Here is a 26,864-nt window from a genome sequence, read left to right on the forward strand (position 1 = left end):
GCCAGACGCGCTTCCTCGGCCAGACGCGCTTCCTCGGCCAGACGCGCTTCCTCGGCCAGACGCGCTTCCTCGGCCAGACGCGCTTCCTCGGCCAGCCGTGCCGCTGCCTCGGCCTCGGCGCGCCGGGTGGCCGCCTCTTCCGCCAGACGCTCTGCTTCGGCGGCGGCCTGCAGGGCGGCCTGCTGCGCGGTGTAGGCCGCTTCGGCTTCGCGCTCGTCGGCAGGCGGGAGGTCGGGGGCGATGGTGAAGGCAGGGCCCTGCGCCGGCGTTTCGCCGGTCCCATCGCCGCTGCTCCCGGTCTCGGACGGGGCCTCGTCGCCCGCCGGTTCGAGCGCCTCGCCCACCGGCGCGGCATCGACGATGTCGAAGGTCACCGGCATGGGGGCCTCGAGGAAGGACTCGAGGGTGAGCCGCTCCGGATCCTCGGGCGTGGCCGGCTCGAGGCCGGCCCCGGCCTCGGCGGTTTCGGGCGCGTCGGGGGCGGACGGCGGTTCGGCGGGGGCGTCGGCCACCGCGGCATCGAAGCGCGGCACCTCGCCGGTATCGATGCTGCCGAGATCCACCGGAACGAGCTCGTCCTCCTCCGGCAGGCGGATGACCGGAGCGCCGGGCTCGGGCAGGGCATCCTTCGCCGCCTGCAGGGCCCGGGCAAGCGCCGGGAACTGCGGCAGCCGCGCCTCCGGCTCGGCCAGGGCCTCGAGGGTCTGGCGCACGGCGAGGGTGGCCTGGCGCACCAGCACCACCTCGTCGGCGCTGGGCAGGGCCTGGGCCGCCAGTGCGCGCTTGAGGAAGCCCTCCAGCGGGGAAGTGACGCCGGTGATGGCATTCACCTCGGTCATGGCGAAGGCGCCGTTCATGGTGTGCACGGCACGCAGCAGGCGGTCTTCCACCGCCTGCGGGCCTCGCGCCTCGCAGCCGGCCAGCCAGGCATCGACGGTCTCGAGATGCCCTTCCACCTCCGGGCGCAGGATCTCCAGCAGCACCGGATCGAGGGCGAAGGCCACGGTTTCGGGCGCGGCCTCGTAGTCCGGCAGCATGGGCCAGGCGCTGGGCGCGCGCGGGGCAGTGGCCGGGGCAGTCTCGGGCCGGGGTGGCGGCTCGACGGCGGCGGGCGGCGGCCCGGCCGGGGCCGCCGTATCGGCCACCGGCTCGACCGGGGCCGCGGGCGGCGGCACCGGGGGGGTGAGCACCGGCGCCGGCGCGACATAGCGCGCCTCCTCGCCGGCGGCGATGCGGTCGGCCACCGCCTTGATGCCCTCGAGATCGCCGTAACGGACCTCGCCCGCCAGCGCGGCGCGCAGATCGGGCAGCAGGCGGGTGGCCTCGGCGACGAGCGCGTGCACGGCCGCGGTGGGGGGGCGCGTGCCGTCGAGCACGCGGTTCAGCATGTTCTCGATCTTCCAGCTGAACTCGCCGAGCGCCTTGGCGCCCACCAGGCGGCCGCTGCCCTTGAGGGTGTGGAACACCCGGCGGATCGGGCGCAGCACGTCGACATCGTCGAGCTTCGCCTCCCAGGCCGGCATCAGGGTGGCGAGATTGTCGATCTCCTCCTGGAACTCCTCGAGGAAGACTTCCTGGATCTCGGCATCGACCTCGTCGCTGGAAGCAGCGTCATAGCCGGGCAGGCGTTCGCCGACCAGGGCCGCAACCGGCTCTGCGGCCGGGGCGACCGGCGCCGCCTCGTCCACGGCGGGCCCGGGCGCTGCCTCCATGGCCGACGCCATGGCCGGGGCTTCGGCGGGCGCCGGAGGCTCGGCTCCGGCACCGGAAGCAGGCGGCACCGCCTCGATGCCGGCACCACCGTCCGCGTCGGCGCCGGCATCGAGGGCGGACTCCGGCAATACGGCCTCGGGCGCCGCCTCCAGGGCCGGCGCCGGTGTCGTGGCCAGAGTTTCCGCGGGCGCCGGCGGCTCGGCCCCGGCAGCAGAAACAGGCGGCGGAGCAACAGCGGCAGGCGGAACGGCACCGGGGGTGGTCGGCGGCGCGGCTGCCGGCCCGGGCGTCGCCGGCAGCGGCCAGTAGCCGATCGCGGCCAGGCTTTCACGGGCGATGCCGAGCACCTGCTCGGGATTGGGGCGGCGGTCGCGCACCGCCTCGAGGAAGTACTCGACCGAGGCGAGCGCATCGGCGAGGCGGTCGAGCTGCTGGCCACTCGGCACCCGGCGCCTGGCGATCAGCTCTTCGGTGGTGAAGCGGGCGATGCCGGTGAGCAGGTCGACGGCCGAGGGCACCTCGAGCAGGCGCAGGGCACCGGCCACCTCGCCGAGCAGGGGCGCCACGTCGCGCAGGCGCTCGTGGTCCCAGTGGGTCTCGACGAAGGCGACGAAGCAGGCACGGGCATTGCCGAAGTTGGCCAGGGCCTCCTTGGCCACGGCATCGAGCACCGCGCGGGCCTCGGCGGCCGGCAGCAGGGGCTGCGGCGCGGCCGCGTCCGCCTCGCCCTCGCCCAGCCGCGCCACCTGGTCATCCAGCATGGCCTCGACGTAGAGCAGGGCCCCGGCGATGTCGAGCAGCACCGCCTCGTCGGGCTGGCGCTGCCCCCCGGCGATGGCCTGCATGGTGGCGAGCTGGTCGCGCACCACCCGCTGCGGCACGCCGAGGCCGAGCACCCCGAGGGTCTCCTTCACCCGGTCGAGGGTCTCGATCTGCGCCCCGAGATCGGCGATGACGCCGGCGGGAGCGCGCATGTGCAGGTCGAGCGCGTCCTTCACCCGCAGCAGGTCTTCCTTGATGGCATTGGTGACGGTGGCGAGCAGGGCGCGGTTGTGGCCGGCCATGGCGCTGCGCGCATGCTCCACCTCGCGCTCGCTCGGCATGTAGCGCTCGAGCTCGAAGGTGGCATGCACCTCGGCAAGGCGCCCGGACTTCTCCGGTGCATGGGCCACGAAATACAGCAGCTGGCGGGTCAGCTCGACCGGCGGCTGGGTGCGGAAGGCGGCATCGCCATCGGTGGCGAGGCGGCGGATCTCGCGCTCCACCCGGGCCAGGGCCTGCTGGTGGCTGCGCTCCATCGGGAACACGCCACGGGCCGCGGCATCCAGCAGGGCGGAGGCGATCCAGAACAGGCGGCGCGCCGATTCGGCGCTGGTGAACTCGACGAGCTGCAGGCAGACATCGGCAAGATCGCGGGCCGACACCGGATCGGCGTCCTTGAGCCATTTCAGCAGCGAGCCCTGGAACAGCTGGCTCGCCACCTCGGCGCGACGCTTCACCTGCTCGGCGGGCAGGGGTGCTGCCGGCCCGCGGGCGATGGCCGGCAGTTCCACACCGAGGTTGGGCGAGAACAGCATGGCCTCCGACACCCCCTTCTCGCCGCGCGCGGCGCGCAGCTCGTTGAGCAGGGGCAGCAGCACCAGCGGGATGTCGCGGAAACCGCTCTGCAGGCGCTCGAGGTAGTCGGGCAACTGCATGATGCCGCGCATCAGCGCGCTGTAGGCGGTATCGCGGTCCCCGACGCTCCCGGCCAGCAGGGCCCGGGCCAGCGCGTGCATCTCCTCGGCCACCATCGCCGCCCCGTAGAGCTCGACCATGCGCAGTGCGCCGTGCACCTGGCCGAGGCCGTTGGCGCACAGTTCGAGCCGGGCCGGGTCCTGGCCGTTCTCGACGTAGTCCTCGAGGCCCTGGCGGGCCAGCTTGAGGGTTTCGTCGATCTCCGGCTTGACCCAGGTCAGCGTGGTGTAGTCGTTCTGGTCTTGCAGACGCATCGTGCGCTCTCAGGGTTCGGGGTCACGCCGCGGCCATGCGGCCGCGGGAGCGCGGGTTCAGTCCGGCAGCTTGAAGTCGGCGACCGAACGGCGCAGGTCTGCGGCCAGCTGAGCCAGGTTGCCGATCGACTCGGCGGTCTGGCTCGCGCCCTGCGAGGTCTGCGTGGTGATCTCCTGGATGACGGTCATGGTCGCGGTGATGTTGGTCGCCGCGGCCGACTGCTGGCGCGAGGCCTCCGAGATGTTCTGGATGAGGTCGGCGAGGTCGTTCGACACCTTCTCGATCTCGACCAGGGCGAGGCCGGCGTCCTCGGCGAGACGGGCACCCGCCACCACTTCCGCGGTGGTCTGCTCCATCGAGGAAACGGCCTCGTTGGTATCGCTCTGGATCGTCGCCACCAGGGCTTCGATCCGCTTCGTCGCGTTGGAGGCGCGCTCGGCGAGTCGCTGCACTTCGTCGGCCACCACCGCGAAGCCGCGGCCCGCCTCGCCCGCCGAGGCCGCCTGGATGGCGGCGTTCAGCGCGAGGATGTTCGTCTGCTCCGAGATGTCATTGATGAGCTCGATGATCGAGCCGATTTCCTGCGAGCTCTCGCCCAGGCGCTTGATGCGCTTCGAGGTCTCCTGGATCTGGTCACGGATGTTGTCCATGCCCTGGATCGTCTGCCGCACCACCTCGGCGCCCTTGGCGGCGATCTGCACCGAGCGCTGGGCCACGTCGGCCGATTCGGCGGAGTTCTTCGACACCTCGTCGATGCTGGCCGCGATCTCGTTGATCTTTGCCGAGGCCGAGGTGATCTGCTGCGCCTGGTGCTCGGCGGCGTCGGCGAGGTGCATGGCCGTGGCCTGCGTCTCCTGGGCGGCGGCAGCCACCTGCACGGCGGTCTCGTTGATGGTGCCGACGAGGGTGCGCAGCTGGTCGATGGCGAAGTTGATCGAGTCGGCGATCGCGCCGGTGATGTCTTCGGTCACCGTGGCCTTGGCGGTCAGGTCGCCCTCGGCGAGCGAGCCCATTTCGTCCAGCAGGCGGAGAATGGCCTCCTGGTTGCGCTGGTTGAGCTCGGTGGCGGCGCGCTCGCGGCGGCGGCCTTCCGTGAAGATGGTGAACAGCAGGCCGACGAGGCCGACCACCAGGCCCACGCCGCCGCCGATCGCCCACCAGTTGTTGGGGAAGATGCGGGTGACGTTGGCGTTGGCGAAGGCGTTCGCCAGCGCCGCGCTGTTCTCGCCCAGCACCTCGGCGTCGCCGGAGAGCACCTCGGCGGCCGACTGCACGGCGAACAGGTTGGGGGCGGCGCTGAGGATACTGTCGATCTCCTTCTGCGCATCGGCGTACTGCGCCTCCACCGCCTCCACCGCGGCGCGGGCGGCGGCGGTGGTGACCGGCGAGACGCCGAGGTCGGCATTGCCCTGCTTCAGGCCGAGCAGCACCTGGGCGAACACCGCGGCGTCGCGCGAGAGCGCGTCGGACTGGTCGGAGCCGGCGCGGATCTCGGCCACGCGCTGCGCCATGCGGTTGGCAAGCACGATCTGGCGGTTGGCGATGTTGATCTGCGAGGCCGGGGCACCGGCATCCGACATCGCGCGCACCACCTCGTCGAGGCGGGCGGTCAGGCGCGGGATGCGGCCGGTGAACTGGTCGGCGGTCTGGGCCAGGGAGAGGATCTCGGTCTCGGCACCGAGGATGCGGTCGGCGTCGGCGGCCATCCGCGTCCAGGTGTTGGTGACCTGCTCCAGCGAGGCGCTCACCTGCGGCATCTGGAAGCTGCCGCGGTAGCCCGGCACGCCGAAGTCGCCGGTGCCGTCGTTGAGCGCGCTCACCGCGGCCTCGATGCCCTGGCGGGTGCTGCGCAGCTCGTTGAAGGCCTCCTCGCGGCCATTGATCGCCTCGGTGGCGTAACGGCCCAGCTTCTGTGCGTCCACCTGCAGGCGGAAGCTGAGCTGCGAGGCGCTCTGGATCTGCCCGCCGTAGTAGGCGGCGGCGAGGAAGTTCACGAGGAACAGGATCGCCGAGATCGCGAGCAGGAAGGCCCAGACGCGGAGCCCGATCTTGGTCAGGCGGTCCTGGAAGGTGGTTTTCGAAGCGCTCATTACGTTACGACCTCGGATCGGAAACGGTGCGGGCCTGGGCGGTGGCGGGATCAGGCGGCGGCCTGGCGGAATTCGGGGGTACGGCAGAGCAGGGGGATGTCGAGCACGCCCCAGGTGGTGTCGCCGAGCCGGTAGGCGCGGCTCACCACGCTGGCATAGCGCCCGTCGAACTGCTCGGGGCGCTCGACGAGATGGGCATCGTTGAAGGCACGCTGGCCGTAGAGCTCGTCGACCAGCAGGATCACGTTGCCGCCGGGCTGGCGCACCAGCAGCACGCGCTGGCCCTCGTTCACGGCGCTGCGCTCGCCCTCGAGGAACTGCTTGAGGTCGACCACGCCATAGAGGCTGCCGCGGACGTTGGCCAGCCCGAGCATCCAGGGCTGGGCGCCCGGCACCGGGGTGAGCGGCGGCAGGTTGATGATCTCGAGCACGTCGCCGAAGGCCCCGACCAGGCGGTGCCGGCCGACGCGGAAACCCACGCCGCGCCAGTGGCCCGGGGCCTCGACCAGTTCCGGGCGCCCGGGCTGGTGGGCGAGCGAGCGGCGCTCGTAGTCGAGCAGCAGCTCGAAGGGGTCGGGGGCGCGGGCCTCGGCCTTGGGCGTGCCCATGCTCATGCCGCCGGGGCGTAGCGACGCACCGCCTCGAGCAGTTCGTCGCGGGTGAAGGGCTTGGTGAGGTACTGCTCGGAGCCGACGATGCGGCCGCGGGCCTTGTCGAACAGGCCGTCCTTCGAGGAGAGCATGATCACCGGGGTGTTGCGGAACAGCTGGTTCGACTTGATCAGCGCGCAGGTCTGGTAGCCGTCCAGGCGCGGCATCATGATGTCGACGAAGATCACCTGCGGCTGCACCTCGGCGATCTTCCCGAGGGCCTCGAAGCCGTCGTTGGCGGTGAAGACGTCGCAGCCCTCCTTCTTCAGCAGGGTCTCCGCCGTGCGGCGGATGGTCTTCGAGTCGTCGATCACCATGACCCGCAGCCCCGCCAAACCGCCGGACTCGTTGCTCTCAGTCATTGCATTCCCCAAGGAAGTTCCAGCGGGCGGCCGGCGGCCGGGGCCGTGACGCACCGCAATGCAAGCTATATCCCAGTGTCAACAAAACGTGTCAAGCCCGCGCCGCGCCAAGCGATTCCCCGTTCGGCACCTGCGGCCCTCCCCTGTTACGCTCTTTCACATTGTCCCATTCCGGAACGCCCGCGGATGCCCCGGCAGCTCGCCGTCGTCATGGACCCGATCGGGTCGATCAAAATCGTGAAGGACTCCACATTCGCCATGCTGCTGGAAGCCCAGCGTCGCGGATGGACGTTGCAGTACGTGCTGCCCGGCAGCCTCGGGCTGCGCGGCGGCGAGGCCGGCGCCCGGCTCGCGCCGCTCTCGGTGCGCGACGACCCGGCCGGCTGGTTCACGCTCGGCGAGCCGGTCTGGCGCCCCCTGGCCGCCATGGACCAGGTGCTGATGCGCCGAGACCCGCCGGTGGATGCCGACTACCTGCACGACACCCAGGTCCTCAGTGCCGCCGAGGCGCAAGGGGCGCGGGTGACGAACGCCCCGGCAGGCCTGCGCGACCTCAACGAGAAGCTCGCCGCCCTGCTCTTCCCGGACTGCATCCCGCCCACCCTGGTCAGCCGCGAGGCCGCCGAGTTCCGGGCCTTCGCCGCCGAGCAGGGCGAGATCGTGCTCAAGCCCCTGGACGGCATGGGCGGGCGCTCGATCTTCCGCAGCCGCCACGGCGACCCCAATCTCAACGTGATCCTCGAGACGCTCACCGGAAACGGGCGGCACCTCGCCATGGCGCAGCGCTTCCTGCCGGAGATCGCCCAGGGTGACAAGCGCATCCTGCTCATCGACGGCGAGCCGGTGCCCTACTGCCTCGCCCGCATCCCGCAGGGCAGCGAGTTCCGCGGCAACCTCGCCGCCGGCGGCCGCGGCGAGGTGCGGCCGCTCAGCGAGCGCGACCGCGAGATCGCCGCCCGGGTGGGCCCGGAGATGCGCCGCCGCGGCATGCGCTTCGTCGGCCTCGACGTGATCGGCGACTGCCTCACCGAGGTGAACGTGACCAGCCCGACCTGCATCCGCGAGATCGACGCCGGGACCGGGCTGAACATCGCCGGCCTGCTGTTCGATGCCCTCGAGGCGTCCCCGGACGGCCCCTGAGCGGCGCCCCATGTCCCCGGCCACCCCGGCGCCCGTTCCCGAGATCGGGCCTGCGCAACGCCTCACCGCCACCACCCTGCTGGGCGGCGTGCTCATCGGCATCGTAGTGCTGGGGGTGAGCTTCGGCCGCGACGATGCTGCGCCGATCACCCCCACCCTCGACGTGATCCTGACCGAGACCCGCAGCGATACCCCGCCCACGCGGGCCGACTTCCTCGCCCAGGCGAGCCAGCAGGGCGGTGGCGAGCACGAGGAGGCCCTGCGCCCCCGCGACACGGTGAGCGCGCCGGTGCCGAAGCTCGAGGACGGGGTGGCCCCGGTGCCGGTCCGGGCCCAGGCTCCGCGCCCGCAGGCGGAGGCCCCGATGCCGCTGCTCTCCACCACCGCCGAGGCCGCCGAGCACGCGCCAGCGCAGCCGCCGCGCCCGGAGACCCCCCCCTCCCCGCTGCCGCTCGGCGAGCAGTTCCTCGAGCAGCAGGTCGCCATGGCCCGGCTGGCCGCCGAGGTGGAGCGCCGCCAGGCCCAGTACGCGAAGCGGCCGAAGCGCAAGTTCGTCTCGGCCAGCACCCAGGAGTACGCCTACGCCCAGTACCTGCGGCAGTGGGTGGAGCGGGTGGAGCGGGTGGGCAATGCCAACTACCCGGAGCGCGCCCGCGCCGAGCGGCTGGAGGGCCGGCTGGTGATGACGGTGGCGGTGCGCCGCGACGGCAGCGTGGAGTCGGTGACCCTGAACGAGCCCAGCCGCCACGAGACCCTGAACCAGGCCGCCCGGCGCATCGTCGGCCTCGCTGCGCCCTTCGCCGCCGTGCCGCAGGCCGGCGAGCGGGTGGATGTGCTGCACATCACCCGCACCTGGGAGTTCAAGAACGGCCGGGTGAGCAGCGAGGAATGAGCGCGCGGGCGGCGCGGGCCGCGGCCTGCTCGGCGGCGGTGAGCGCCACCTTGTCGCGCAGGTAGCGCGGCTCGAGCCGTTCCGGGGCGAGGACGCGGCCGGCGAGGAAATCGCGCCGGGCGATGCGGGCCACGGCCGCGGCCGTGGGCAGGGCCTCGGGCTCGGCCCCGGAAAGCCGGTCCGCCAGCGATGCGAGCCAGGCGCCCCCGGCGGCCGCAGCGCCGCTGCCCACCACCCGAAAGCGCGGGCCGGCGGAAGCACCGTCCCGTCCGGGCCGCGCCGCCCAGCGGGCCTGAAGCAGGGTCGCCGCCTCGCCCACCGGGACCAGGCATTCCGGCTCCAGGGCGACCGGCAGCCCCTCGGCGTCGGCGGCGTACTCGCCCAGATACAGCTCGCCCATCCGCGCATCGATGGCGGCCAGCACCGGCCCGCCGGCGAGGAAGGGTTCGGCCAGCGCGGCGAGGGTGGACACCGGCAGCACCGGGCGCCCGAGGCCGAGGGCGATGCCCTGCGCGAGGCTGATGGCAAGGCGCACGCCGGTGAAGGCCCCGGGGCCGATGCCGACGGCCAGGGCGTCGATGCGCGACTTGCCGAGGCCGGCCTCGGCCAGCAGGGCTTCGGCCCAGGGCAGGGCGAGCTCGGCGTGGCGGCGCGGCGCCGGCGCATGGCGGGCGAAGAGCTCGCCGCCATGCAGCAAGGCCACCGAGCAGGCCTCGGTGGCCAGCTCGAAGGCCAGCAGGGTCGGACCGGAGGGCGCGGGCATGGCGATGGGCTCAGACGGCATGGCGGCGGGTCTCGTCATGGGCCGGCGCAGTGCCGGGGGCGAGGAAGGCCAGCACCTCGGCCAGCTCGCGGGTGCGGGTGAGCGGCGGCAGGCTGGCGAGGAAGACCCGGCCGTAGGGCTTGCCAAGCAGTCGCGGGTCGCAGAGCACCAGCACGCCGCGGTCGTCGTGGCGGCGGATCAGCCGGCCCACGCCCTGCTTGAGGGCGATGGCGGCGGCCGGCACCTGCTCGGCGAGGAAAGGGTTGCCGCCGCGGCGGCGCACCGCCTCCAGCCGCGCCTCCAGCACCGGATCGTCGGGAGCGGCGAAGGGCAGCTTGTCGATGACCACCACGCTCAGGGCCTCGCCGGCCACGTCCACGCCCTCCCAGAAGCTGGCGGCGCCCAGCAGCACGCCATTGCCGCTGGCGCGGAACTGCTCGAGCAGGGCGGCGCGCGGCGCCGTGCCCTGCACGAACAGCGGCCAGGGCCCGCCCTCGAGCAGGGTGGCGGCCTCGCGCAGGGCACGGTGCGAGGTGAAGAGCAGGAAGGCGCGGCCCTTCGAGGCCTCCAGCACCGGGCGCACGGCCTCGACCACGCGGGCGGTGTAGTCGCGGGCCGCCGGTTCCGGCAGGCCCTTCGGCAGGTAGGCGAGCGCCTGCCGCGGCCAGTCGAAGGGGCTTTCCTCGAGCAGCAGGCGCGGGGCGTCGAGGCCCAGTTTCCAGGCGATGTGGCGCAGATCGCCGCCCACGGCGAGGGTGGCCGAGGTGAAGATCCAGGCCGCACGGCTCTGCTCGCGGTAGCGGCGCAACGGCCCGGCCACGTCGAGCGGCGTCACCGAGAGGGCGAAGCCGCGCTGGGTCAGCTCGAACCAGCGCACCTCGCCCTGCGTCTCGCCCGCCACCGGGGCCGGCGTCTCATCGCCGTCGTCTTCCCCGGCCAGGGCACCGGGGGAATCCGCCCCGCCCTCGAACAGGCCGGGCGCGCCCTCGCCCCAGTGCCGCAGGCGCTGCTGGAACAGCTCCAGCCGGGCCAGGGCGGCGGCGAACTCGGGCGCCGCCTCCTTCACCGGCAAGAGCGCCCCGGCCAGCACTGCCATCGCTTCGGCGAGGCCGCGCAGCCTAGCCGGCATCTCCGGGTGGTGGGCGAGCAGCAGGGTCTGCGCCCCGCGCTGCGGCAGGCCCTCGCAGTCGGCCCTGAGCTGCTTGATCGCGAGCTCCAGCGCCCGCACCGGCGGCGAGAGCGCGGCCAGGCTGCCGGCCAGCTTGGCGCAGGCGCCGATCACGTCGCGGCCGAGATCGACCAGCATGCGCGCCGAAAGACTCTCGCCGAAGAACTGCGAGGCGAGGTCGGGCAGCTGGTGGGCCTCGTCGAGCACGAAGGCCGAGGCCCCGGGCAGGATCTCGCCGAAGCCCTCCTCCTTGATGGCGAGGTCGGCCAGCAGCAGGTGGTGGTTCACCACCACGAGATCGGCGGCCTGCGCCTCGGCGCGGGCGCGCACCACGTGGCAGTCCTGCCAGAACGGGCAGTCGCTGCCGAGGCAGTTCTCGGCGGTGGAGGTGACGAGGCCGCGCACGGGCGAGTCCTCGGGCAGCCCCTCCACCTCGGCAAGATCGCCGCGGCGGGTGCGCCGGCTCCAGGCCACGATGCGCTCGAACAGCGCGATCTGATCGCGGTCGCTGAACACCGGGCTGCCCTGCGCCAGCGCGAGGCGGTGCAGGCAGAGGTAGTTCGCCCGCCCCTTGAGCAGGGCGGTGCGCAGGCCGAGGCCCAGGGCCTGCCGCACGAGGGGCAGGTCGCGGTGGTAGAGCTGGTCCTGCAGGGCCTTGGTGCCGGTGGAGACGATCACTCGCTGGCCGGAGAGCAGGGCCGGCACGAGATAGGCGAAGGTCTTGCCGGTGCCGGTGCCGGCCTCGGCCACCAGCGCGGCGCGGTCGGCCATGGCCTCGGCGATGGCCACGCCGAGCCGCTGCTGGGCCGGACGCGGCACGAATCCGGGCAGGCTGCCGGCAAGCGCGCCGCCGGCATCGAGGGCACGGGCGGTGAGCGCCGGCAGGGCCCGTGCCGGGCCGCCGCTGGCGGTCTCCCGGTTCACATCCGCACCGGCGGGGCGATGGTGCAGGCTTCGCCCATGGCGCGGGCCGAGGCGGCATTCTCGGCCTCGCCCCAGCCCTCGCGCAGATAGGCGAGCAGAGTCCAGTTGCGGCGGCACAGCGGTCCTGAGCGCGGGCCGCGCTGGGCGCTCTCCTGCGCCGAGGCCGCGGCTTCCTCGCGCCGTCCGAGCATCAGCAGCAGTTCGGCCCGCCACTGCAGCAGGTCCGGATCGCCGGGCGAGAGCGCGAGGGCGTGGGCGATATCGGCCTCGGCCTCGGCGAAGCGGCCCCCGGCCTCGGCGCGTGCGGCGCGTTCGCGCAGATCGGCCACCTGCGGATCGACCAGCGGCGCCACCACCAGTTCCACTCCGTCGCGCCCAGCCTCGCGCACCGCCGCGAGGATCTCGGCGGCACTGGGCGGCGGCGGTCCGGCCGGCGGCACCGGCGCCGGCACGGTGGCACATCCGGCCAGCAGCAGGGCCGGGGCGAGGAAGCGGAGAACGCTCATTCGCGGGTCGATCCGAAACCGAAGAAATCGAGCAGGCTGCGGCGCGTGCAGCTCAGGTGCTCGGCCGGCAGGTAGCCGGCGACGAAAGGATAGCGCCGGGCGCCCGGACATTCCGCCTCGGTGGTGGCGAACTCGCCCTGGGCCACATAGGTCCATTCGATGCCCTCCTCGCCGGGAACGAGGGGCTGGCTCGGCAGGCCGGAAAACAGGCTGGACCAGACCCGCATGGCGCCGGTGGCGCCGTAAAGGCCGGTGGCCTCGTTCTGGTCGTTGCCCACCCAGGCCACGGCGAGATGGCGGCCGGTGTAGCCGGCGAACCAGCTGTCGCGGCCATCGTTGCTGGTGCCGGTCTTGCCGGCGGCCGCCAGCCCGGCGGTGGGGCCGGAGGCCAGGGCCCGCGCGGTGCCGCGCTTCGCCGCATCCTGCAGGGCGAGGGTGACGAGGCGGGCGGCGATGGCATCGCCGGGCTGGGCCTCGTCCTTGCGGCCGTCGTAGCGCGCCAGCGGCCGGCCTTCGGGATCGAGCACGCCGCGCACCGCGCGCAGGGGCTGGATGCGCCCGCCGGAGGCGAGGAACTGGTAGAGCTGGGCCACTGCCAGCGGCGGCAGGTCCACGCTGCCGAGGATCAGCGAGGGGTTCGGCTCGGCCCGCACCTCGGCCAGGGCCCGCAGCAGGGCGGCGAGACGTCCGGGGCCCACGTCCATGCCCAGGCGCACCGTGGCCTGGTTGTAGCTGAAGGAGAGCGCATCCATCAGCGGCAGCACGCCATGGCTCTGGCCGTCGGCGTTCTGCGGCGCCCAGAGCTTGCCGTCGGCCAGGCGCACCTGCACCGGGCCATCGTCCACCGGCGAGGCCAGCGACCAGCGCCCGGGCTGGGCCAGGGCGAGCAGGTAGACCATGGGCTTCAGCAGCGAGCCCACCGGGCGGCGGGCATCGAGGGCGCGGTTGAAGGCCGGCTGAGACGGATCGCGGTCACCCACGATCGCCAGCACGTCGCCATTGCGGGCGTCGGTGAGCACCAGGGCGGCCTGCAGCGGCGGCCGGCCGGGACGCTCCAGCCCGGCCAGAGTGGTGGTGACGGCCCGCTCGGCCTGGCGCTGGGCCGAGGGCGCCAGCGTGGTGTGCACCACCAGCCCGGCGCCGGTGAGGGCGTCGGCGGGATAGTCGCGGGCCAGCTGGCGGCGTGCCAGCTCGAGGAAGGCCGGGTAGCGGTTGCGGGCCAGGCCGGGGCGGGCCAGCACGCCGAGCGGCTGGGCGCGGGCGGCATCCCGCTCGGCGGGGGTGAGCAGGCCGGTCTCGGCGAACACCCCGAGCACGAGATCACGGCGGGCCTTCGCCCGCTCCGGGAAGCGCCGCGGGTCGTACAGGGACGGCCCCTGGATCATGCCGATGAGCAGGGCGATCTCGTGCGGGCGCAGGCGCGACACCTCGCGGCCGAACCAGAAGCGCGAGGCCGCGGCCACGCCGTGGATGGCCTGCCCGCCCTGCTGCCCGAGGTAGACCTGGTTGAGGTAGGTCTCGAGGATGCGCCGCTTGTCGAAGCGGGCCTCGATGATGAGGGCGTAGGCCGCCTCCTTCGCCTTGCGCGAGGCGGTCTTGGCATTGCTGAGGAACAGGCTGCGCACCAGCTGCTGCGTCAGGGTGCTGCCGCCCTGCTCCAGTTCGCCCTCGCGCACGTTCACCAGCATCGCCCGCAGCACGCCCCAGGGGTCGATGCCGATGTGGTGCTTGAAGTTGCGGTCTTCCACCGCCTGCAGGCCGGCCACCAGCAGCACCGGCGCGTCCTCGAGGCGGATCAGCTCGCGCTCCTCCTGCTTGGCGCCGTACAGGGTGGCGATCCTGGCCGGGTCGAGCATGAAGCCGGGGCCACCGCCGTCCAGGCGCTTCACGCTGGCCACCCGGCCGCCAGCCAGCAGCACCTCGGCCCGGGCCGGGTCCACCGGCCCATCGACATCACGGAAACCACGGGTGGCGATCAGGAAGCGCCCCCCCTCGCGGCGATAGGTGCCGGGCACCACGCCATCACCCTCGGCGAAGGCCGCCGCTTCCAGTTCCTGCAGCAGGGCCTCGGCGGTGAGCGGCTCGCCCACCGCCAGCACCAGCGGCCGGGCGAAGACCCGGGTGGGGATCTGCCAGTCCAGCGCGGCGAACTCGGCCCGCACCTCGCGGTCGAGCACCAGCATCACCGGCACGCCAAAGCCCAGGGCCACGGCGAGGAGGAAGCCCCCCGCCCACAGGCCGAGCCGCCAGGGCCGCCTCATCGCCATGTCACCTCCGGAGTGCCGTCCGCCGGATGGCGGGAGCACGATTCCAGCAGACACCGGGGGCAGGGCCGGGGCAGAACCGGGAAGGCCGCAGGCACGGGGGGCGGGCGGAAATGCAAGGCGGAACCAAGGGATAATGCGCTCCGCGCAGTCTAGCGCAGCCCGGATTCCTCCCCCTTGAACACCGCGACGCTGCCCCCGCACCGCGACGGCGACCTCTCCCTCCACGCCAGCGACCCTGCCCTGCCCTGGTCCACCCGCCTGCGCGCCGCCCTGGCCGCCGATGCCGGCGAGCGGCTCCTGCTGGTGGCCCCCGGCCTGGTGCCGGATGCAGGCAGCCTCCATCTGCTGCACGAGGCCCTGTCCGGGCTGCCGGGGCTCGATGCGCTCAGCCCGGCCGATGCCGCCGAAGTGCGCGCCAGCTGGGCGCTCGCGGCCGACGAGGAGGCCGCGGCCTTTGCCTGGAGCTTCGCCCCGCACCAGGCCCTGGCGGGCCCGCTCGACCCGCGCTGCGCCCTGTGGCGGCGCAGCGCCGCCGAACGCCTGCTGCGCGAAGGCCCGCAGGCACGGCTTGCCAGCGCCCGCCTGCCCCATCTCGCCCTCGAACTCGGCCCGCCCCTGCCCGGCCTGTCCCCGCTGCTGCGCCGGGGCTGGTGCCCGGGCGGGCGGGCGCGCCGCCGCCCCCGGCCCACCCTTGCCGGCCGCGACGGCCGGCCGGTGGTGCTGCACGTGCTGCACGACTGGGGCGGAGGTGTCGAGCGCTTCGTCCGCGACCAGATGCGCCACGATGGCAGCGCCACCCACATCGCCCTGCTCAGCCGGGGCCGCGAAGGCCGGGCCTTCGGCGAATCCCTGGCCCTGCACGCCGATCTCGACGCGCCGCCGCTCCGGGTCTGGGCCTGCGAGCCGGCTGTGGGCGACATGGCCGACCGCCATCCCGGGGTGGCTGCCGCCCTCGCCGAGACCCTGGCGGACTTCGGCGTCTGCGCCCTGCGCGTCTCCTCGCTGATCGGCAGCAGCCTCGACGTGCTGCGCACCGGGCTGCCCACCGCCTTCGTGCTGCACGACGCCTTCCCCTTCTGGCCCCTGCTCGACGACGAGACGCCGCAGCCGGCATTCGACCCGGACCGGCTGCGCGCCGGCCTTGCCGCCCCGGGCAGCCGCTTCCGCGAGCAGGACCCCGAGGTCTGGCGGGCCTGGAGCGCGGCCGCGATCGCGGCGCTGGGGGCGCCCGGCATCAGCCTGGTGGCGCCCTCTCAGGCGGCCGTTGCGCGCCTGGAAGCCCTGCTGCCCGCGGCCCTGCGCCAGCGCATCCGGGTGCTGCCGCATGGGCTCGCCCTGCCCGCAACGCCCCGACCGACCGACCGCCGCCCCGGCCCGCTGCGGGTGCTGGTGCCCGGCCGGCTGGCCGGAGGCAAGGGCGAACGCCTGCTCGAGGCCCTGCTGCCGCTCGCCCCGCCGGGCATCGCCTGGTACTTCGCTGGCGGCGGAGAGCGGGCCGGACGTTTCGCCGCCCAAACCGGCGGGCGGGCCCTGGCCGACTACACGGCCAGCGAACTGCCGGCCCTGGTGGCGGCCTTCGACCCCGATCTTGCCCTGCTGCCCTCCCTACTGCCCGAAACCTTCGGCTACGTGCTCTCGGAAATGCAGGCCCTGGGCGTGCCAGTGCTGGCCGCGGCCGTGGGGGCCTATGCCGAACGCCTCGCCGGCGCCCCAGAGGGCCTGCGGCCCCTGCCCCCCAACGCCGAAGCCTTCGCCGCGACGCTGGCCCACTGGGCGGGCCGGCCCGAAGCCCTGCCGCGCAGGCCCCCGCCCCCGCCCGGGCTGGCCGACAGCCTCGCGGCCTGGCAGCAGCTGCAGCCCCTGGCACCGCCCCGGCCGCGTGCCCGGGCGGAAGATCCCGTCGCCCTGCTGCAACACGAGCAGGGCATGCTGATCGGTCTTGCCGGCGATCTTGCGCAGGAGCGCGACGAGGCCTACCGCGCCTACGACCGGGACACCGCCGATCTCATCCAGCAACGCGACATCGCCGTCACCCAGACCCAGACCCTGATGCAGGACCTGACCCAGGCGCGCGAGCAGGCCGGACGGCTCGACGCAGCGCTCGAAGAAACCCGCCGCCGTGTCCTTGCCATCGAACAGGAGACCGAACATGCGCGTCAGGCGTTCGAGCAGCAGATCAGTGGCCTCAGGGCCGAGGCCGGGCTTGCTCAGGCCGAAGCCGAGCGGGCAAGGACCGAGGCCCGGCAGCTGGCCGAGGAACGCGACCGCGCCTATGCCTTCTACGAGCGCGACACCGCCGACCTGATCCGCCAACGCGACATCGCCGTCACCCAGACCCAGACCCTGATGCAGGACCTGACCCAGGCGCGCGAGCAGGCCGGACGGCTCGACGCAGCGCTCGAAGAAACCCGCCGCCGTGTCCTTGCCATCGAACAGGAGACCGAACATGCGCGTCAGGCGTTCGAGCAGCAGATCAGTGGCCTCAGGGCCGAGGCCGGGCTTGCGCAGGCCGAAGCCGAGCGGGCAAGGACCGAGGCCCGGCAGCTGGCCGAGGAACGCGACCGCGCCTATGCCTTCTACGAGCGCGACACCGCCGACCTGATCCGCCAGCGCGACGTGGCCCTCGCCCAGCGCGACGCCGCCCAGGCCGAACTGGCGCGCCTGCAGGCCATCGTCGCCCACCCCTGGGTGCGCTGGCCCCGGCAGCTGCGGCGGCGACTGGCCGATGCCCTCCTGGTGCTGCGCTACCACCTGCTGCATGGCCTCGACCTCGGCCGGCGCGGCCTGCGCAGCCTGCGCCAGCGCGGCCTGGCCGCCACCCTGGCGGCGGCCAGGCGGCGCTTCCTCGGCGGCCCGGCCGCCGCGCCGGAAGACGCCGCTCCCGTGGCCGAGGCCCCGCTGTGCTTCCCGCATGCGGCAGGCCCCCTGCGCGCCAGCATCGTCATCCCGGTACACGGCAAGCTCGATTTCACCCTGGCCTGCCTGCGCAGCCTGATCGCGGCCGGCCTCGGGGACGAGGCCGAGGTGATCGTCGTCGATGACGCCTCGCCCGATGCCAGCGGCGAGGTGCTGCCGCGCATCCCCGGCCTGCGCTACCACCGCAACCGCGAGAACCTCGGCTTCGTCGGCAGCTGCAATGCCGGCGCGGCGCTGGCGCGTGGCGACTACCTCGTCTTCCTCAACAACGACACCACGGTGCGGCCGGGCTGGCTCACGGCCCTGCTCGCCACCTTCGAGCAGCACCCCGACACCGGGCTTGCCGGCGCCCTGCTGGTCTATCCGGACGGCCGGCTGCAGGAGTCCGGCGGCATCGTGTTCTCTGATGGCTCGGGCTGGAACTACGGCCGCTTCGAGGATCCGCAGCACCCGGCCTACACCTTCGTCCGCGAGGCCGATTACTGCTCGGGCGCGGCCATCGCCCTGCCGCGCGCCCTGTTCGAGGGCCTGGGCGGCTTCGACGAGCGCTACGCCCCGGCCTACTACGAGGACACCGACCTCGCCATGAAGGTGCGCGAGGCCGGGCTGAAGGTGCGGGTGCAGCCCGCCGCGGTGGTGGTGCACCACGAGGGCGTGACCGCCGGCACCGATACCGCGAGCGGGGTGAAGGCCTACCAGGTGCGCAACCAGCAGCGCTTCCTCGAGCGCTGGCGCGAGGTGCTGCAGCGCCGCCACCCCTCGCCCACCCAGGCGCCGCACTATGCCGCCCAGCACCGGGCCCGGGCCCGGGTGCTGGTGATCGACGCCACCACGCCCATGCCCGACCGCGACTCCGGCTCGGTGCGGCTGTTCGAGCTGCTGCGCCTGCTGGTGGAGGAGGGCTGCGCGGTCAGCTTCTTCCCGGAGAACGGCCTCGACGACGGCCCTTACACCCAGGCCCTGCGCGGGCTCGGGGTGGAGGCCTGGACCCAGCCCTGGCTCGGCTCGGTGCCGGACTGGCTGGCGAAGCACGGCGCCCGCTTCCAGCTCATCATCGTCAGCCGGCACTACGTGCTCTCGCCGCTGCTGCCGCTGCTGCGACGCCATGCGCCACAGGCACGGATCGTCTTCGACACCGTGGATCTGCACCACCTGCGCGAGCTGCGCGAGGCCGAGGAACGCCGCGACCCTGTGCTCAAACGCCATGCCGAGCGCACCCGCGAGGCCGAGCTGGCGCTGATGCGGAGCGTGGACCGCACCTGGGTGGTGAGCCCGGTGGAGCAGGCCCTGCTGGCCAAGGAGCTGCCGCAGGCCCGGGTGGACGTGGTGTCGAACATCCACCGCGTGCGCGGCCGCGGCCCCGGCATGGCGGCGCGCTCCGGCCTGCTCTTCGTCGGTGGCTACCGGCATCCGCCGAACGTCGATGCGGCGCTGTGGCTGGCCTGCGAGATCCTGCCGCGGCTGCGCGCCGTACGGCCGGACATCCACCTCAGCCTGGTCGGCAGCGAGGCCCCGCCCGAAGTGCTGGCGCTCGGCGAGCGCGACGGCATCCGCGTGCACGGCCACGTGCCCGATCTCGTGCCGCTGCTCGATGCCCACCGCTTCTCGGTGGCCCCGCTGCGCTACGGCGCCGGGGTGAAGGGCAAGGTGAACCAGGCCCTGGCCCATGGCCTGCCGGTGGTGGCCACGTCCTGCGCGGTGGAGGGCATGGGCCTCTCCCATGGCGTGGACGTGCTGGTGGCCGACGATGCCGAGTCCTTCGCCGCCACCCTGCTCGCCGCCTACGAGGACGAGCCGCTGTGGGAGCGGCTGGTGGCCGGAGGGCTTGCCAATACCGAACGCGAGTTCTCGCCCGAGCGGGCGCGCCAGACCCTGCGGGCGATCTTCAGCGAGCTGCGCTGAGGGCGAGGCGATAGCGCTGCTCGAGCGCCTCGCGCTCCGGCGCCTCCGGCGCCAGCAGGGCGGCCTGGTCGAGGGCGCGCCGGGCGGTGTCGAGGGCGCCGCGGCCCAGGGCTTCTTCCGCCAGGCCAAGCCAGCGCAGGGCCTCGCGCGAGCGTCCGGCCTGCAGGGCCGGATCCGGGAGCGGCTCCGCGGCGCTGCCATGGCGTCCGGCGAGCCGGGCCTCGACCGCCGGCAGGTCCACATGCCCCGGATCGAGCGCGCGTACCCGTCGCAGCCGCAGGCGGGCCGATTCCCACTCGCCGCGCTCGATCTCCGCCACCGCCAGGCCCAGCCAGGCCGAAAGCACCTGCTGCCGGCCATGCCGTGCGAGGGTGTTCCCCGGTTCACGCGCAAGCACCCGGAGATAGTCGGCCAGCGCCGCCTCGGGGTCCGTCTGCTCCGCCGCGAGAGCCCGCTGCAGCAGCACCTCGATCGAGGGCTCGGCGCGCTCGGCGAGATGCCGGCGCCGCGGCTCGAGGGCATCGCCCGGCGCGCCGAGCGCCGCGGCCGCGGCCAGCAGGGCTTCGATCTCGGCCCGGGCTGCCGCCGCCAGCGGCGGGCCCGGCGGCGGCCCGCCGAGCAGCGTGTCCACCCGAGCCAGCGCGATGCCCACGGCCTCGGCCCGCTCCACGGGCAGGCGCGGATGGTCGGGGCTACGCGCCGCGGCCGCCTGCAGCAGGGTCGCGGCCCGCAGCACATCGCCTTCGGCCATCGCCGCATCGGCCGCCGCCAGAAGGCCGTCGAGCGCGGCATCCGGGTACAGCCAGCGGCCCAGCGGCCCGCGCAGCAGCAGGATCGCCGCCAGCAGCCCGCCGAGCAGGGCCAGCAGGACGAGACGCCGGTGCATCAGCCCACCCGCCGCGCGTCGCGCACGCCGGGCACGCCGGCGAGCCGCGCCAGCAGGCGCGAGAGCTGGCCGAAATCCGAGACCTTGAGCGTCAGCCGGAGGTCGACGAGGCCGCGGCCATCGTCGGCACGCGAGGCGATGGCATGGATGTGCACGCCCTCCTGGGCGATCAGGGTGGTGATGTCCTTGAGCAGGGACTTGCGGTCGAAGCCCTGGATGGCGACATCGACGGCATAGGTGCCACCGGCACGGCCCCAGGCCACCGGCATCGCCCGGTCCGGATCGCGGGCCAGCAGCCGGGCGAGCGCGGCGCAGTCGGCGCGGTGCACGCTGATGCCGCGGCCGCGTGTCAGGTAGCCGGCGATGGCATCGCCCGGCACCGGCTGGCAGCAGCGCGCGAGCTGGGTGAGCAGGTTGCCCACGCCCTCCACCACGAAACTGTCGTGCCGCGCCCCCACCCGGTCGCGCGCGGCCGCGGCCGGAACCGGCGGCAGCGGGTTCGGCTCCTTGGGCTGCTGCGCCTCGTGCAGGGCACGGCTCACCTGGGCCGGGCCGATGTCGCCCAGCGAGAGCGCCACCATCAGGTCGTCCACCGTGGCCACGCGCAGCTTCGGCAGCACCGGCGCGAGATCGGCGCCGATGAGGCCGAGGCGGCGCAGCTCCTTGTCCAGCAGTTCGCGGCCCTCGGCGAGGTTCTGCGCCCGGTCGAGCTTGTGGAACCAGGCGCGCACCTTGTCGCGCGCCCGCCCGGTGACGAGATAGCCGTTGGCCGGCAGCAGCCAGTCGCGGCGCGGCGCGGCCTCTTTCCCGGTGAGGATCTCCACCACGTCGCCGGTGGCCGGGGCGTGGTCGAGGGTGACGATGCGGCCGTTCACCTTGGCGCCGCGGCAGCGGTGGCCCACCTCGGTATGCACGGCATAGGCGAAGTCGAGCACCGTGGCCCCGCGCGGCAGGTCGATCACCTTACCCTGCGGCGTGAGCACATAGACCCGGTCCTCCACGAGATCGGTGCGCAGGCCGGCCTGTAGGGCCTGCTCGTCGCCCTCGCTGGCCTCGAGCAGCTGGCGCATCCAGGCGATCTTGCGCTCGAAGCTGGCATCGGCACCGCCGCCCTCCTTGTAGCGCCAGTGCGCGGCCACGCCGAGCTCGGCCTGCTCGTGCATGTCGCGGGTGCGGATCTGCACCTCCACCGTGCGCCCCTCGGGGCCGATCACCGCGGTATGCAGGCTGCGGTAGCCATTGCCCTTGGGGCGGGCGATGTAGTCGTCGAATTCCCGGGCGATCGGCGTCCAGACCTGGTGCACCACGCCGAGGGCGGCATAGCAGTCCGCCACGTCGGCCACCAGCACCCGCACCGCGCGGATGTCGTAGAGCTCGCCGAAGGGCACGTCCTTGCGCTGCATCTTCTTCCAGATGCTGTAGATGTGCTTCGGCCGGCCCGCCACCTCGGCCTCGATGCCGGCGGCGGCCAGGGCCTCGCGCAGCTGCCGCTTCACCTCCTCGATGTACTGCTCGCGCGCCACCCGCTTCTCGTCGAGCAGGCGGGCGATGCGCTGGTAGGTCTCGGGCTGCAGGTGGCGGAAGGCGAGATCCTCGATCTCCCACTTCAGCTGCCAGATGCCGAGGCGGTTGGCGAGCGGGGCCAGCAGATCGGCGGCCAGCCGGGCGAGCGCCAGGCGTTCGGCATCGGGCAGGGCGGCGGCGGCGCGCAGCCGGGCGAGCTGCAGGGCGAGCAGCACCGGCACCACCCGCAGGTCGCGGACGATGGCGAGCAGCAGGCGGCGCAGCCCCTCGGCATTGGCCCGCCCTTCCGGCCGGGCATGCAGGGCCCAGACCTGCTCGGCGGCGCGGATGCCCTCCAGCATCGCCGGCAGGCGCCCCGTCGCCGGGGCTGAATCGAGCGGCGGTGCGGCCTCGCCCAGGGCCGCAAGGGCCGTTGCCCACTGCATCTCGCGATCGGGGGAAAGGGCCGCCAGCACCTCCAGGGCCCGGCGCGCGGCCAGCGCCGGCGCATCCGCGAGGGCGACGCGCGCGGCCAGCGCCGGCCACTCGGCGAGGGCCTGCCCAGGATCGATGGCACGGGAGACTGCGGCTTTCACGACGGCCGAGGGTAGACTTGGGGCCTTTCCCGCCACAACCGATACCGAGGATTCCGCCATGCGGCCACCCGTTCTTGCCCTCGCCCTGGCCGTTGCCCTGCTGCCCTTCGCCGCCGGCGCCCAGCAGGCCTCCACCCTGGAGGAGCGCATGAGCGCAGCCGACTTCAAGCGCGCCGGCCTCGACAAGCTGAGCGAGGAGGAACTGGCCGCGCTGAACGCCTGGCTGCAGCGGCATGGGTCGGGGGCGGTGGCCGTAGCGGCCGCTGGAGAGGACCTGCGCGGCTTCCGTCGCAGCTCGGCGCGCAACAACGCCCCGATCGTCTCGCGACTGGTGGGCGAGAGCACTGGCTGGACCCTGGGCACCCTCATCGAACTCGAGAATGGTCAAGTGTGGCGGGTCACCGACACCAGTGGCAGTTTCGGGGGCGTCCGCCTGGTGAATCCGGTGGTCGAGATCCGCCCCGGGCTCATCGGTGGCTGGATCATGAAGTTCCAGGGCTACAACAGCTCGGCGCGGGTCGAGCGCGTCAAGTAAGGCCTCCCCCTGCCCGCAGCGCCTCGAGCTGCTTTGCGAGGCGCTTGGCGGAAACCGGCCGCTTCGTGCCCAGTTCCTGGGCAAACAGCGAGACGCGCAGCTCCTCGAGGTCCCAGCGCAGGGCCTGCCAGCCAGGCCGGCCCGCGAGCCCGCGGCGCCGCGCCTCGTCCAGCGCCTCGACGAAAGGCTTGAGCTCCAGCATCCGCTGCTGGTCGCGCGCAGGGTCGCGCAGGGCGCGCTCGGCGCGCAGGGCCAGCGCCTTCAGGTAACGCGGCAGCTCGGTGAAGGCCTCGGGCGGCGTCTCCCTCACGAAGCCGGGATGCACGAGACCGGCCAGCTGGGCGCGAAGATCGTCGAGGTTCGCCTTCGCCCAGCCCATCACCGGCGCCTCCAGCTTCGGGCGGATCTCGGCGTACTGGCCGAGCGCGGCCTCGGCGATCTTCAGCCGCGCCATCGCCTCGCCGAACAGTTTCTGCCGCACCGTGCCAATGGCCCTCTGAAAAGCCTCGCGGTCGCGGATCGCAGCCAGCGCCATGCCGCCCTGCCCCTCCTCCAGCAGGGCGGCCAGCGCCTTTTCGACGAGATCGGCGCGCAGCTGCTCGGCCGTGGCCACGGCGGTGTAGACCATGGCCGTCTTCGGATTCAGCGGCAGCTGCCGGCGGGCCTGCTTCACCGTATCGGCGAGCGCGATCTCGGCGAGGCGCAGCACGCCACCGGCGTGCGCGACGGCGGCGGCCTCGCGGTCGGCGAGGACGCGCAGGGCCACGCCCTCGCCCTCGGGCACCAGCGCAGGAAAGGCCGGCAGGCCGCCGGCCCCGGGGATTTCGGGCGGGATTGGCTCGGCAGGAAACTCGCGCAGGCCCTCGCGGACCAGGCGCTCGCCTGCCCGCGCGGCGAAAGCCCTCTCGGCTTCGACGCCGAACCGCGCTTTCAGCTCGTCGAGCGAGCGCGACTGGCCCAGCACCCGGAAGCGCGACGCGCGCGCATCACGGGCCTGGGCGCCGGCGGGCAGGCCTTCCAGCGCTTCTGCTTCGCCGACGCGCAGGTTCATGCGCAGATGCGGCTCGAGCGCAGCCTCGTCGAAGTCGAGCGGCGAGATCTCGATGCCCGTCGCCCTCGCAAGGAAACGGGCGAGGGCGCCCATGAGGCTGTCCGCATCGCCGTCGGGATAGGCGAGGGCGAAGGCGCGGGCGAAGTCCGGCGCCGGCACGAAATGGCGCCGCAGCGCCTTTGGAAGCCCCCGGATCAGTGCGGCGGCCTTTTCCTCGACCAGGCCCGGCACCAGCCAGGTGAGCCGCGCGGCATCGAGGGCCGGCAGCAGATGCAGGGGCACGTCCAGCGTCACCCCGTCCTCGGCATGCCCCGGCTCGAAGCGGTAGTGCAGCGCGAGCCGCGCATCGCCGAGCGGCAGGACGCTGGGGAAGCGCTCCGCGCCACTGCCTTCCACCGACATCAGCTCGGCGAGCGACCACTCCAGTGCCTTCTTCGATGCCGGATCGAGCCTGCCGTACCAGGCCTCCAGCGCCGCCGTGTTGTGCACCTCGGGAGGAAGGCGGTCGAGGTACCAGCGCGCCTGCCAGTCCTCGTCGACGACGAGTCCGGCGCGGCGCTGCTTGGCTTCCTCTTCCTGCGCCCGCGCCAGCGTGGCGAGGTTGCGCTTCACCAGCGGGATGCGGGTATCGATCTCGCCCGTCACCAGCGCCTGGCGCACGAAGATCTCGCGTGCCTCATCGGGGTACAGGGCACCGTAGTGCACCGGCTTCCGGGGCAGCAGCACGAGGCCGAACAGGCCGATCTGCTCCGCGCCCTGCACCCGCCCCTGCCGCCGCGACCAGTGCGGGTCGAAGTGCCGGCGCGAGAGCAGGTGCGGCACGGCATCGATCACCCATTCCGGCTCGATCTTCGCCGCGGTGATGCCCCAGACCTTCGCGGTGTCGAGCAGGGTGGCGCACAGCACCCAGGGCGGCGGCTTCTGTGCCAGGGGCGAGGCCGGGAACAGACCGAACTTGCGGCTGCGTGGGGCCTCGTACAGGCCCTTTTCGGAGCGGTGCCCCACCTGCAGTGCAAGGCCACTGAGCAGGGCCCTGTGCAGATCGGCATAGTCGGCCGGCGCCTCGTTCTGCGCCCAGCCCAGGGCCTCGCAGTTGAGCAGCAGCTGGCGATGCAGCTCGCGCCACTCGCGCATCCTGAGGAAGCTGAGGAAGCGTTGCCCGCACCAGTCGCGCAGCCTGGACTGCGAGAGCGCTTCGTGCGCGGCGCGATAGGCCTCCCAGAGCTTCAGGATGCCGACGAATTCCGAACGCTCGTCGGCAAAGGCCGCATGGGCCCGGTCGGCGGCCTCGCGCGCCTCGGCCGGGCGTTCGCGCGGGTCCTGCACGCCGAGGAAACTGGCGATCACCAGCATCTCGCGCAGGGCCCCGCGCTCTTTCGCGGCGATCAGCATCCGGGCCAGCTTCACGTCGACGGCGAAGGCCGCCATCTGCCGGCCCACCGGGGTGAGCTGGCGCTGCCTGTCGACGGCACCGAGCTCGGTGAGCTGCTGCCAGCCATCCGCCACGGCGCGCGGATCCGGCGCATCGATGAAGGGGAAGTCCTCCACCCGGCCGAGGCCCAGCGAGAGCATGCGCAGGATCACGCCGGCCAGCGAGGAGCGCAGAAGCTCGGGATCGGTGTAGCGCGGCCGGCGCTTGAAGTCCTCCTCGCTGTAGAGCCGGTAGCAGATGCCGGAGGACACGCGGCCGCAGCGGCCCTTGCGCTGGTCGGCGCTGGCCTGGGCGATGTCCTCGATGTGCAGGCGGTCGAGCTTCATGCGCGGGCTGTAGCGCTTCACCCGCGCCGTGCCCGGGTCGACCACGTAGCGGATGCGCGGCACGGTGAGCGAGGTCTCCGCCACGTTGGTGGCCAGCACGATGCGCCGCTTCGGACCTGGGTTGAACACGCGGTCCTGGTCCTTCGCCGAGAGTCTGGCGTAGAGCGGTAGCACCTCGGTCTCGCGGTACTTCCGCCGCTCCAGCAGGTGATGCACCTCGCGGATCTCGCGCTCACCCGGCAGGAACACCAGCACATCGCCGCGACCGACTCCTGCGGAGTCGACCTCGCGGGTGATCTCGTCGCAGGCCGCCAGCAGGCCCTCGTACAGCGATCTTTCGGCATCCGGCTTGGCGGCGACGTCGGCCGTCGTCTCCTCCAGCGGCCGGTAGCGCACCTCCACGGGGTAGCTGCGGCCCTCGACGCTGATCACCGGCGCACCATCGAAATGCTTTGCGAAGCGCTCGGTATCGATGGTGGCCGAAGTGACGATCAGCTTGAGATCGCGGCGCTTCCTCAGCAGGCCCTTCAGGTAGCCCAGCAGGAAATCGATGTTGAGCGAGCGTTCGTGCGCCTCGTCGACGATGATCGTGTCGTAGGCCGACAGCCAGCGGTCCTTCTGGATCTCGGCCAGCAGGATGCCGTCGGTCATGAACTTGATCAGCGTGTCCTCGCCCACCTGCTCGGTGAAGCGCACCTGCCAGCCCACTTCCCTGCCGAGCGGCACCTGCAGCTCCTCGGCCACGCGCTTCGCCACGGCGCGCGCGGCGATCCGGCGCGGCTGGGTGCAGCCGATCAGGCCCGCTGCGCCGCGCCCGGCGGCGAGGCAGAGCTTCGGCAGCTGGGTGGTCTTGCCCGAGCCGGTCTCGCCGGCGATCACCACGACCTGGTGCTTTCGGATCAGCCCGACGATCGCCTCGGCCTCACGGCCGATCGGCAGCTCGGTATCGATGCGCGGCTCGGGCAGGCGCGCGCGCCGCGCCTCGTAGGCCGCGCGCGAGCGCTCGAGGGCCTGCTCCAGGGCCTGCCGGGCCGCCGTCCTCGTCTCGCCCCGGGCCTCCGCCAGCCGCTTCTGCAGGCGCAGCAGGGCGCCACGGTCCTTGGCAAGGACGCGGTCCAGCGGATCGGGGCGCGCGGCGCGGGGCGCGGGCGCGGCGGGGTGCTCGGCAGGCTCGCGCATGGGCCGCGCAGTGTAGCGGCTGGCAGGGGTGAGGTGGCCCCGGGGCGATGGGGGGCGCTACCCTGCAGGGA

At 73.4% G+C, this 26,864-nt stretch carries 15 protein-coding genes; 4 read left to right on the forward strand and 11 right to left on the reverse strand.

Annotated features, from left to right (window positions below; all coding sequences use genetic code 11):
* The 4 genes from G408_RS0106190 to pilG form a co-directional block, all read right to left on the reverse strand.
* Nucleotides 1-3,704: FimL-related protein (locus G408_RS0106190; protein WP_028770399.1), on the reverse strand; the 3,704-nt coding region annotated here is incomplete at its 3' end.
* Between the two features lie 57 nt (nt 3,705-3,761).
* Nucleotides 3,762-5,795, reverse strand: coding sequence for a methyl-accepting chemotaxis protein (locus tag G408_RS0106195; RefSeq protein WP_028770400.1), 2,034 nt, complete (start codon nt 5,793-5,795; stop codon nt 3,762-3,764).
* Nucleotides 5,796-5,845: 50 nt separating this feature from the next.
* The gene (locus G408_RS0106200) at nt 5,846-6,403 is read right to left on the reverse strand and encodes a chemotaxis protein CheW (protein WP_051282678.1); all 558 of its coding nucleotides are present in this window, start codon (nt 6,401-6,403) and stop codon (nt 5,846-5,848) included.
* Nucleotides 6,404-6,405: 2 nt separating this feature from the next.
* The gene (gene pilG, locus G408_RS0106205) at nt 6,406-6,807 is read right to left on the reverse strand and encodes a twitching motility response regulator PilG (RefSeq protein WP_028770402.1); all 402 of its coding nucleotides are present in this window, start codon (nt 6,805-6,807) and stop codon (nt 6,406-6,408) included.
* Between the two features lie 186 nt (nt 6,808-6,993).
* On the opposite strand from pilG, the gene gshB reads away from it, so the two are divergent.
* Together gshB and G408_RS0106215 are read left to right on the forward strand one after the other, a co-directional pair.
* Entirely contained in the window at nt 6,994-7,947 is a 954-nt protein-coding gene (gene gshB, locus G408_RS0106210) for a glutathione synthase (RefSeq protein WP_028770403.1), read from the forward strand.
* A 10-nt stretch (nt 7,948-7,957) separates the two neighbouring features.
* Nucleotides 7,958-8,839: an energy transducer TonB gene (locus G408_RS0106215; RefSeq protein ID WP_028770404.1), complete on the forward strand. Its 882-nt coding sequence runs from the start codon at nt 7,958-7,960 to the stop codon at nt 8,837-8,839.
* Here the strand turns inward: G408_RS0106215 and tsaB are convergent.
* The 4 genes from tsaB to mrcB are packed head-to-tail and all read right to left on the reverse strand — an operon-like array spanning nt 8,808 to nt 14,467.
* Nucleotides 8,808-9,623: a tRNA (adenosine(37)-N6)-threonylcarbamoyltransferase complex dimerization subunit type 1 TsaB gene (gene tsaB, locus G408_RS0106220; protein ID WP_245584273.1), complete on the reverse strand. Its 816-nt coding sequence runs from the start codon at nt 9,621-9,623 to the stop codon at nt 8,808-8,810. The two genes, G408_RS0106215 and tsaB, sit on opposite strands and share 32 nt — an antisense overlap.
* Entirely contained in the window at nt 9,613-11,694 is a 2,082-nt protein-coding gene (yoaA, locus tag G408_RS13430; protein WP_245584274.1) for a DNA repair helicase YoaA, read from the reverse strand. Before yoaA ends, tsaB begins: the two co-directional genes overlap by 11 nt.
* Nucleotides 11,691-12,200, reverse strand: coding sequence for a tetratricopeptide repeat protein (locus tag G408_RS15570; RefSeq protein ID WP_037412580.1), 510 nt, complete (start codon nt 12,198-12,200; stop codon nt 11,691-11,693). The genes yoaA and G408_RS15570 overlap by 4 nt, the downstream gene beginning before the upstream one ends.
* Entirely contained in the window at nt 12,197-14,467 is a 2,271-nt protein-coding gene (gene mrcB, locus G408_RS13435) for a penicillin-binding protein 1B (RefSeq protein ID WP_245584275.1), read from the reverse strand. Before mrcB ends, G408_RS15570 begins: the two co-directional genes overlap by 4 nt.
* A 2,706-nt stretch (nt 14,468-17,173) precedes the next feature.
* On the opposite strand from mrcB, the gene G408_RS0106240 reads away from it, so the two are divergent.
* A complete protein-coding gene (locus G408_RS0106240; RefSeq protein WP_425423341.1) occupies nt 17,174-19,285 on the forward strand; it encodes a glycosyltransferase in 2,112 nt (703 codons plus the stop codon).
* Here G408_RS0106240 and G408_RS0106245 read toward each other — a convergent pair.
* Both G408_RS0106245 and G408_RS0106250 read right to left on the reverse strand, forming a co-directional pair.
* Nucleotides 19,269-20,171: a tetratricopeptide repeat protein gene (locus tag G408_RS0106245; protein WP_028770408.1), complete on the reverse strand. Its 903-nt coding sequence runs from the start codon at nt 20,169-20,171 to the stop codon at nt 19,269-19,271. The genes G408_RS0106240 and G408_RS0106245 overlap by 17 nt on opposite strands.
* A complete protein-coding gene (locus G408_RS0106250) occupies nt 20,171-22,330 on the reverse strand; it encodes a RelA/SpoT family protein (protein ID WP_051282680.1) in 2,160 nt (719 codons plus the stop codon). The genes G408_RS0106245 and G408_RS0106250 overlap by 1 nt, the downstream gene beginning before the upstream one ends.
* Here G408_RS0106250 and G408_RS0106255 point away from each other — a divergent pair.
* Nucleotides 22,329-22,805 (forward strand): hypothetical protein, encoded by a 477-nt coding sequence (locus tag G408_RS0106255; protein WP_028770410.1) that lies wholly within the window; start codon nt 22,329-22,331, stop codon nt 22,803-22,805. The genes G408_RS0106250 and G408_RS0106255 overlap by 2 nt on opposite strands.
* Here the strand turns inward: G408_RS0106255 and hrpA are convergent.
* Entirely contained in the window at nt 22,798-26,793 is a 3,996-nt protein-coding gene (gene hrpA, locus G408_RS0106260) for an ATP-dependent RNA helicase HrpA (RefSeq protein ID WP_084628097.1), read from the reverse strand. The genes G408_RS0106255 and hrpA overlap by 8 nt on opposite strands.
* Between the last annotated feature and the right edge of the window lie 71 nt (nt 26,794-26,864).

This window comes from Silanimonas lenta DSM 16282, assembly GCF_000429065.1.
In the GTDB taxonomy this organism is placed as follows: Bacteria; Pseudomonadota; Gammaproteobacteria; order Xanthomonadales; family Xanthomonadaceae; genus Silanimonas; species Silanimonas lenta.

Coding starts and splice junctions, on each gene's coding strand:
- G408_RS0106195 (WP_028770400.1), bottom strand. CDS start 5,795: ATGAGCGCTTCGAAAACCACCTTCCAGGACCGCCTGACCAAGATCGGG.
- G408_RS0106200 (WP_051282678.1), bottom strand. CDS start 6,403: ATGGGCACGCCCAAGGCCGAGGCCCGCGCCCCCGACCCCTTCGAGCTG.
- pilG (WP_028770402.1), bottom strand. CDS start 6,807: ATGACTGAGAGCAACGAGTCCGGCGGTTTGGCGGGGCTGCGGGTCATG.
- gshB (WP_028770403.1), top strand. CDS start 6,994: ATGCCCCGGCAGCTCGCCGTCGTCATGGACCCGATCGGGTCGATCAAA.
- G408_RS0106215 (WP_028770404.1), top strand. CDS start 7,958: ATGTCCCCGGCCACCCCGGCGCCCGTTCCCGAGATCGGGCCTGCGCAA.
- tsaB (WP_245584273.1), bottom strand. CDS start 9,623: ATGCCGTCTGAGCCCATCGCCATGCCCGCGCCCTCCGGTCCGACCCTG.
- G408_RS15570 (WP_037412580.1), bottom strand. CDS start 12,200: ATGAGCGTTCTCCGCTTCCTCGCCCCGGCCCTGCTGCTGGCCGGATGT.
- mrcB (WP_245584275.1), bottom strand. CDS start 14,467: ATGGCGATGAGGCGGCCCTGGCGGCTCGGCCTGTGGGCGGGGGGCTTC.
- G408_RS0106245 (WP_028770408.1), bottom strand. CDS start 20,171: ATGCACCGGCGTCTCGTCCTGCTGGCCCTGCTCGGCGGGCTGCTGGCG.
- G408_RS0106255 (WP_028770410.1), top strand. CDS start 22,329: ATGCGGCCACCCGTTCTTGCCCTCGCCCTGGCCGTTGCCCTGCTGCCC.
- G408_RS0106250 (WP_051282680.1), bottom strand. CDS start 22,330: ATGGCGGAATCCTCGGTATCGGTTGTGGCGGGAAAGGCCCCAAGTCTA.
- hrpA (WP_084628097.1), bottom strand. CDS start 26,793: ATGCGCGAGCCTGCCGAGCACCCCGCCGCGCCCGCGCCCCGCGCCGCG.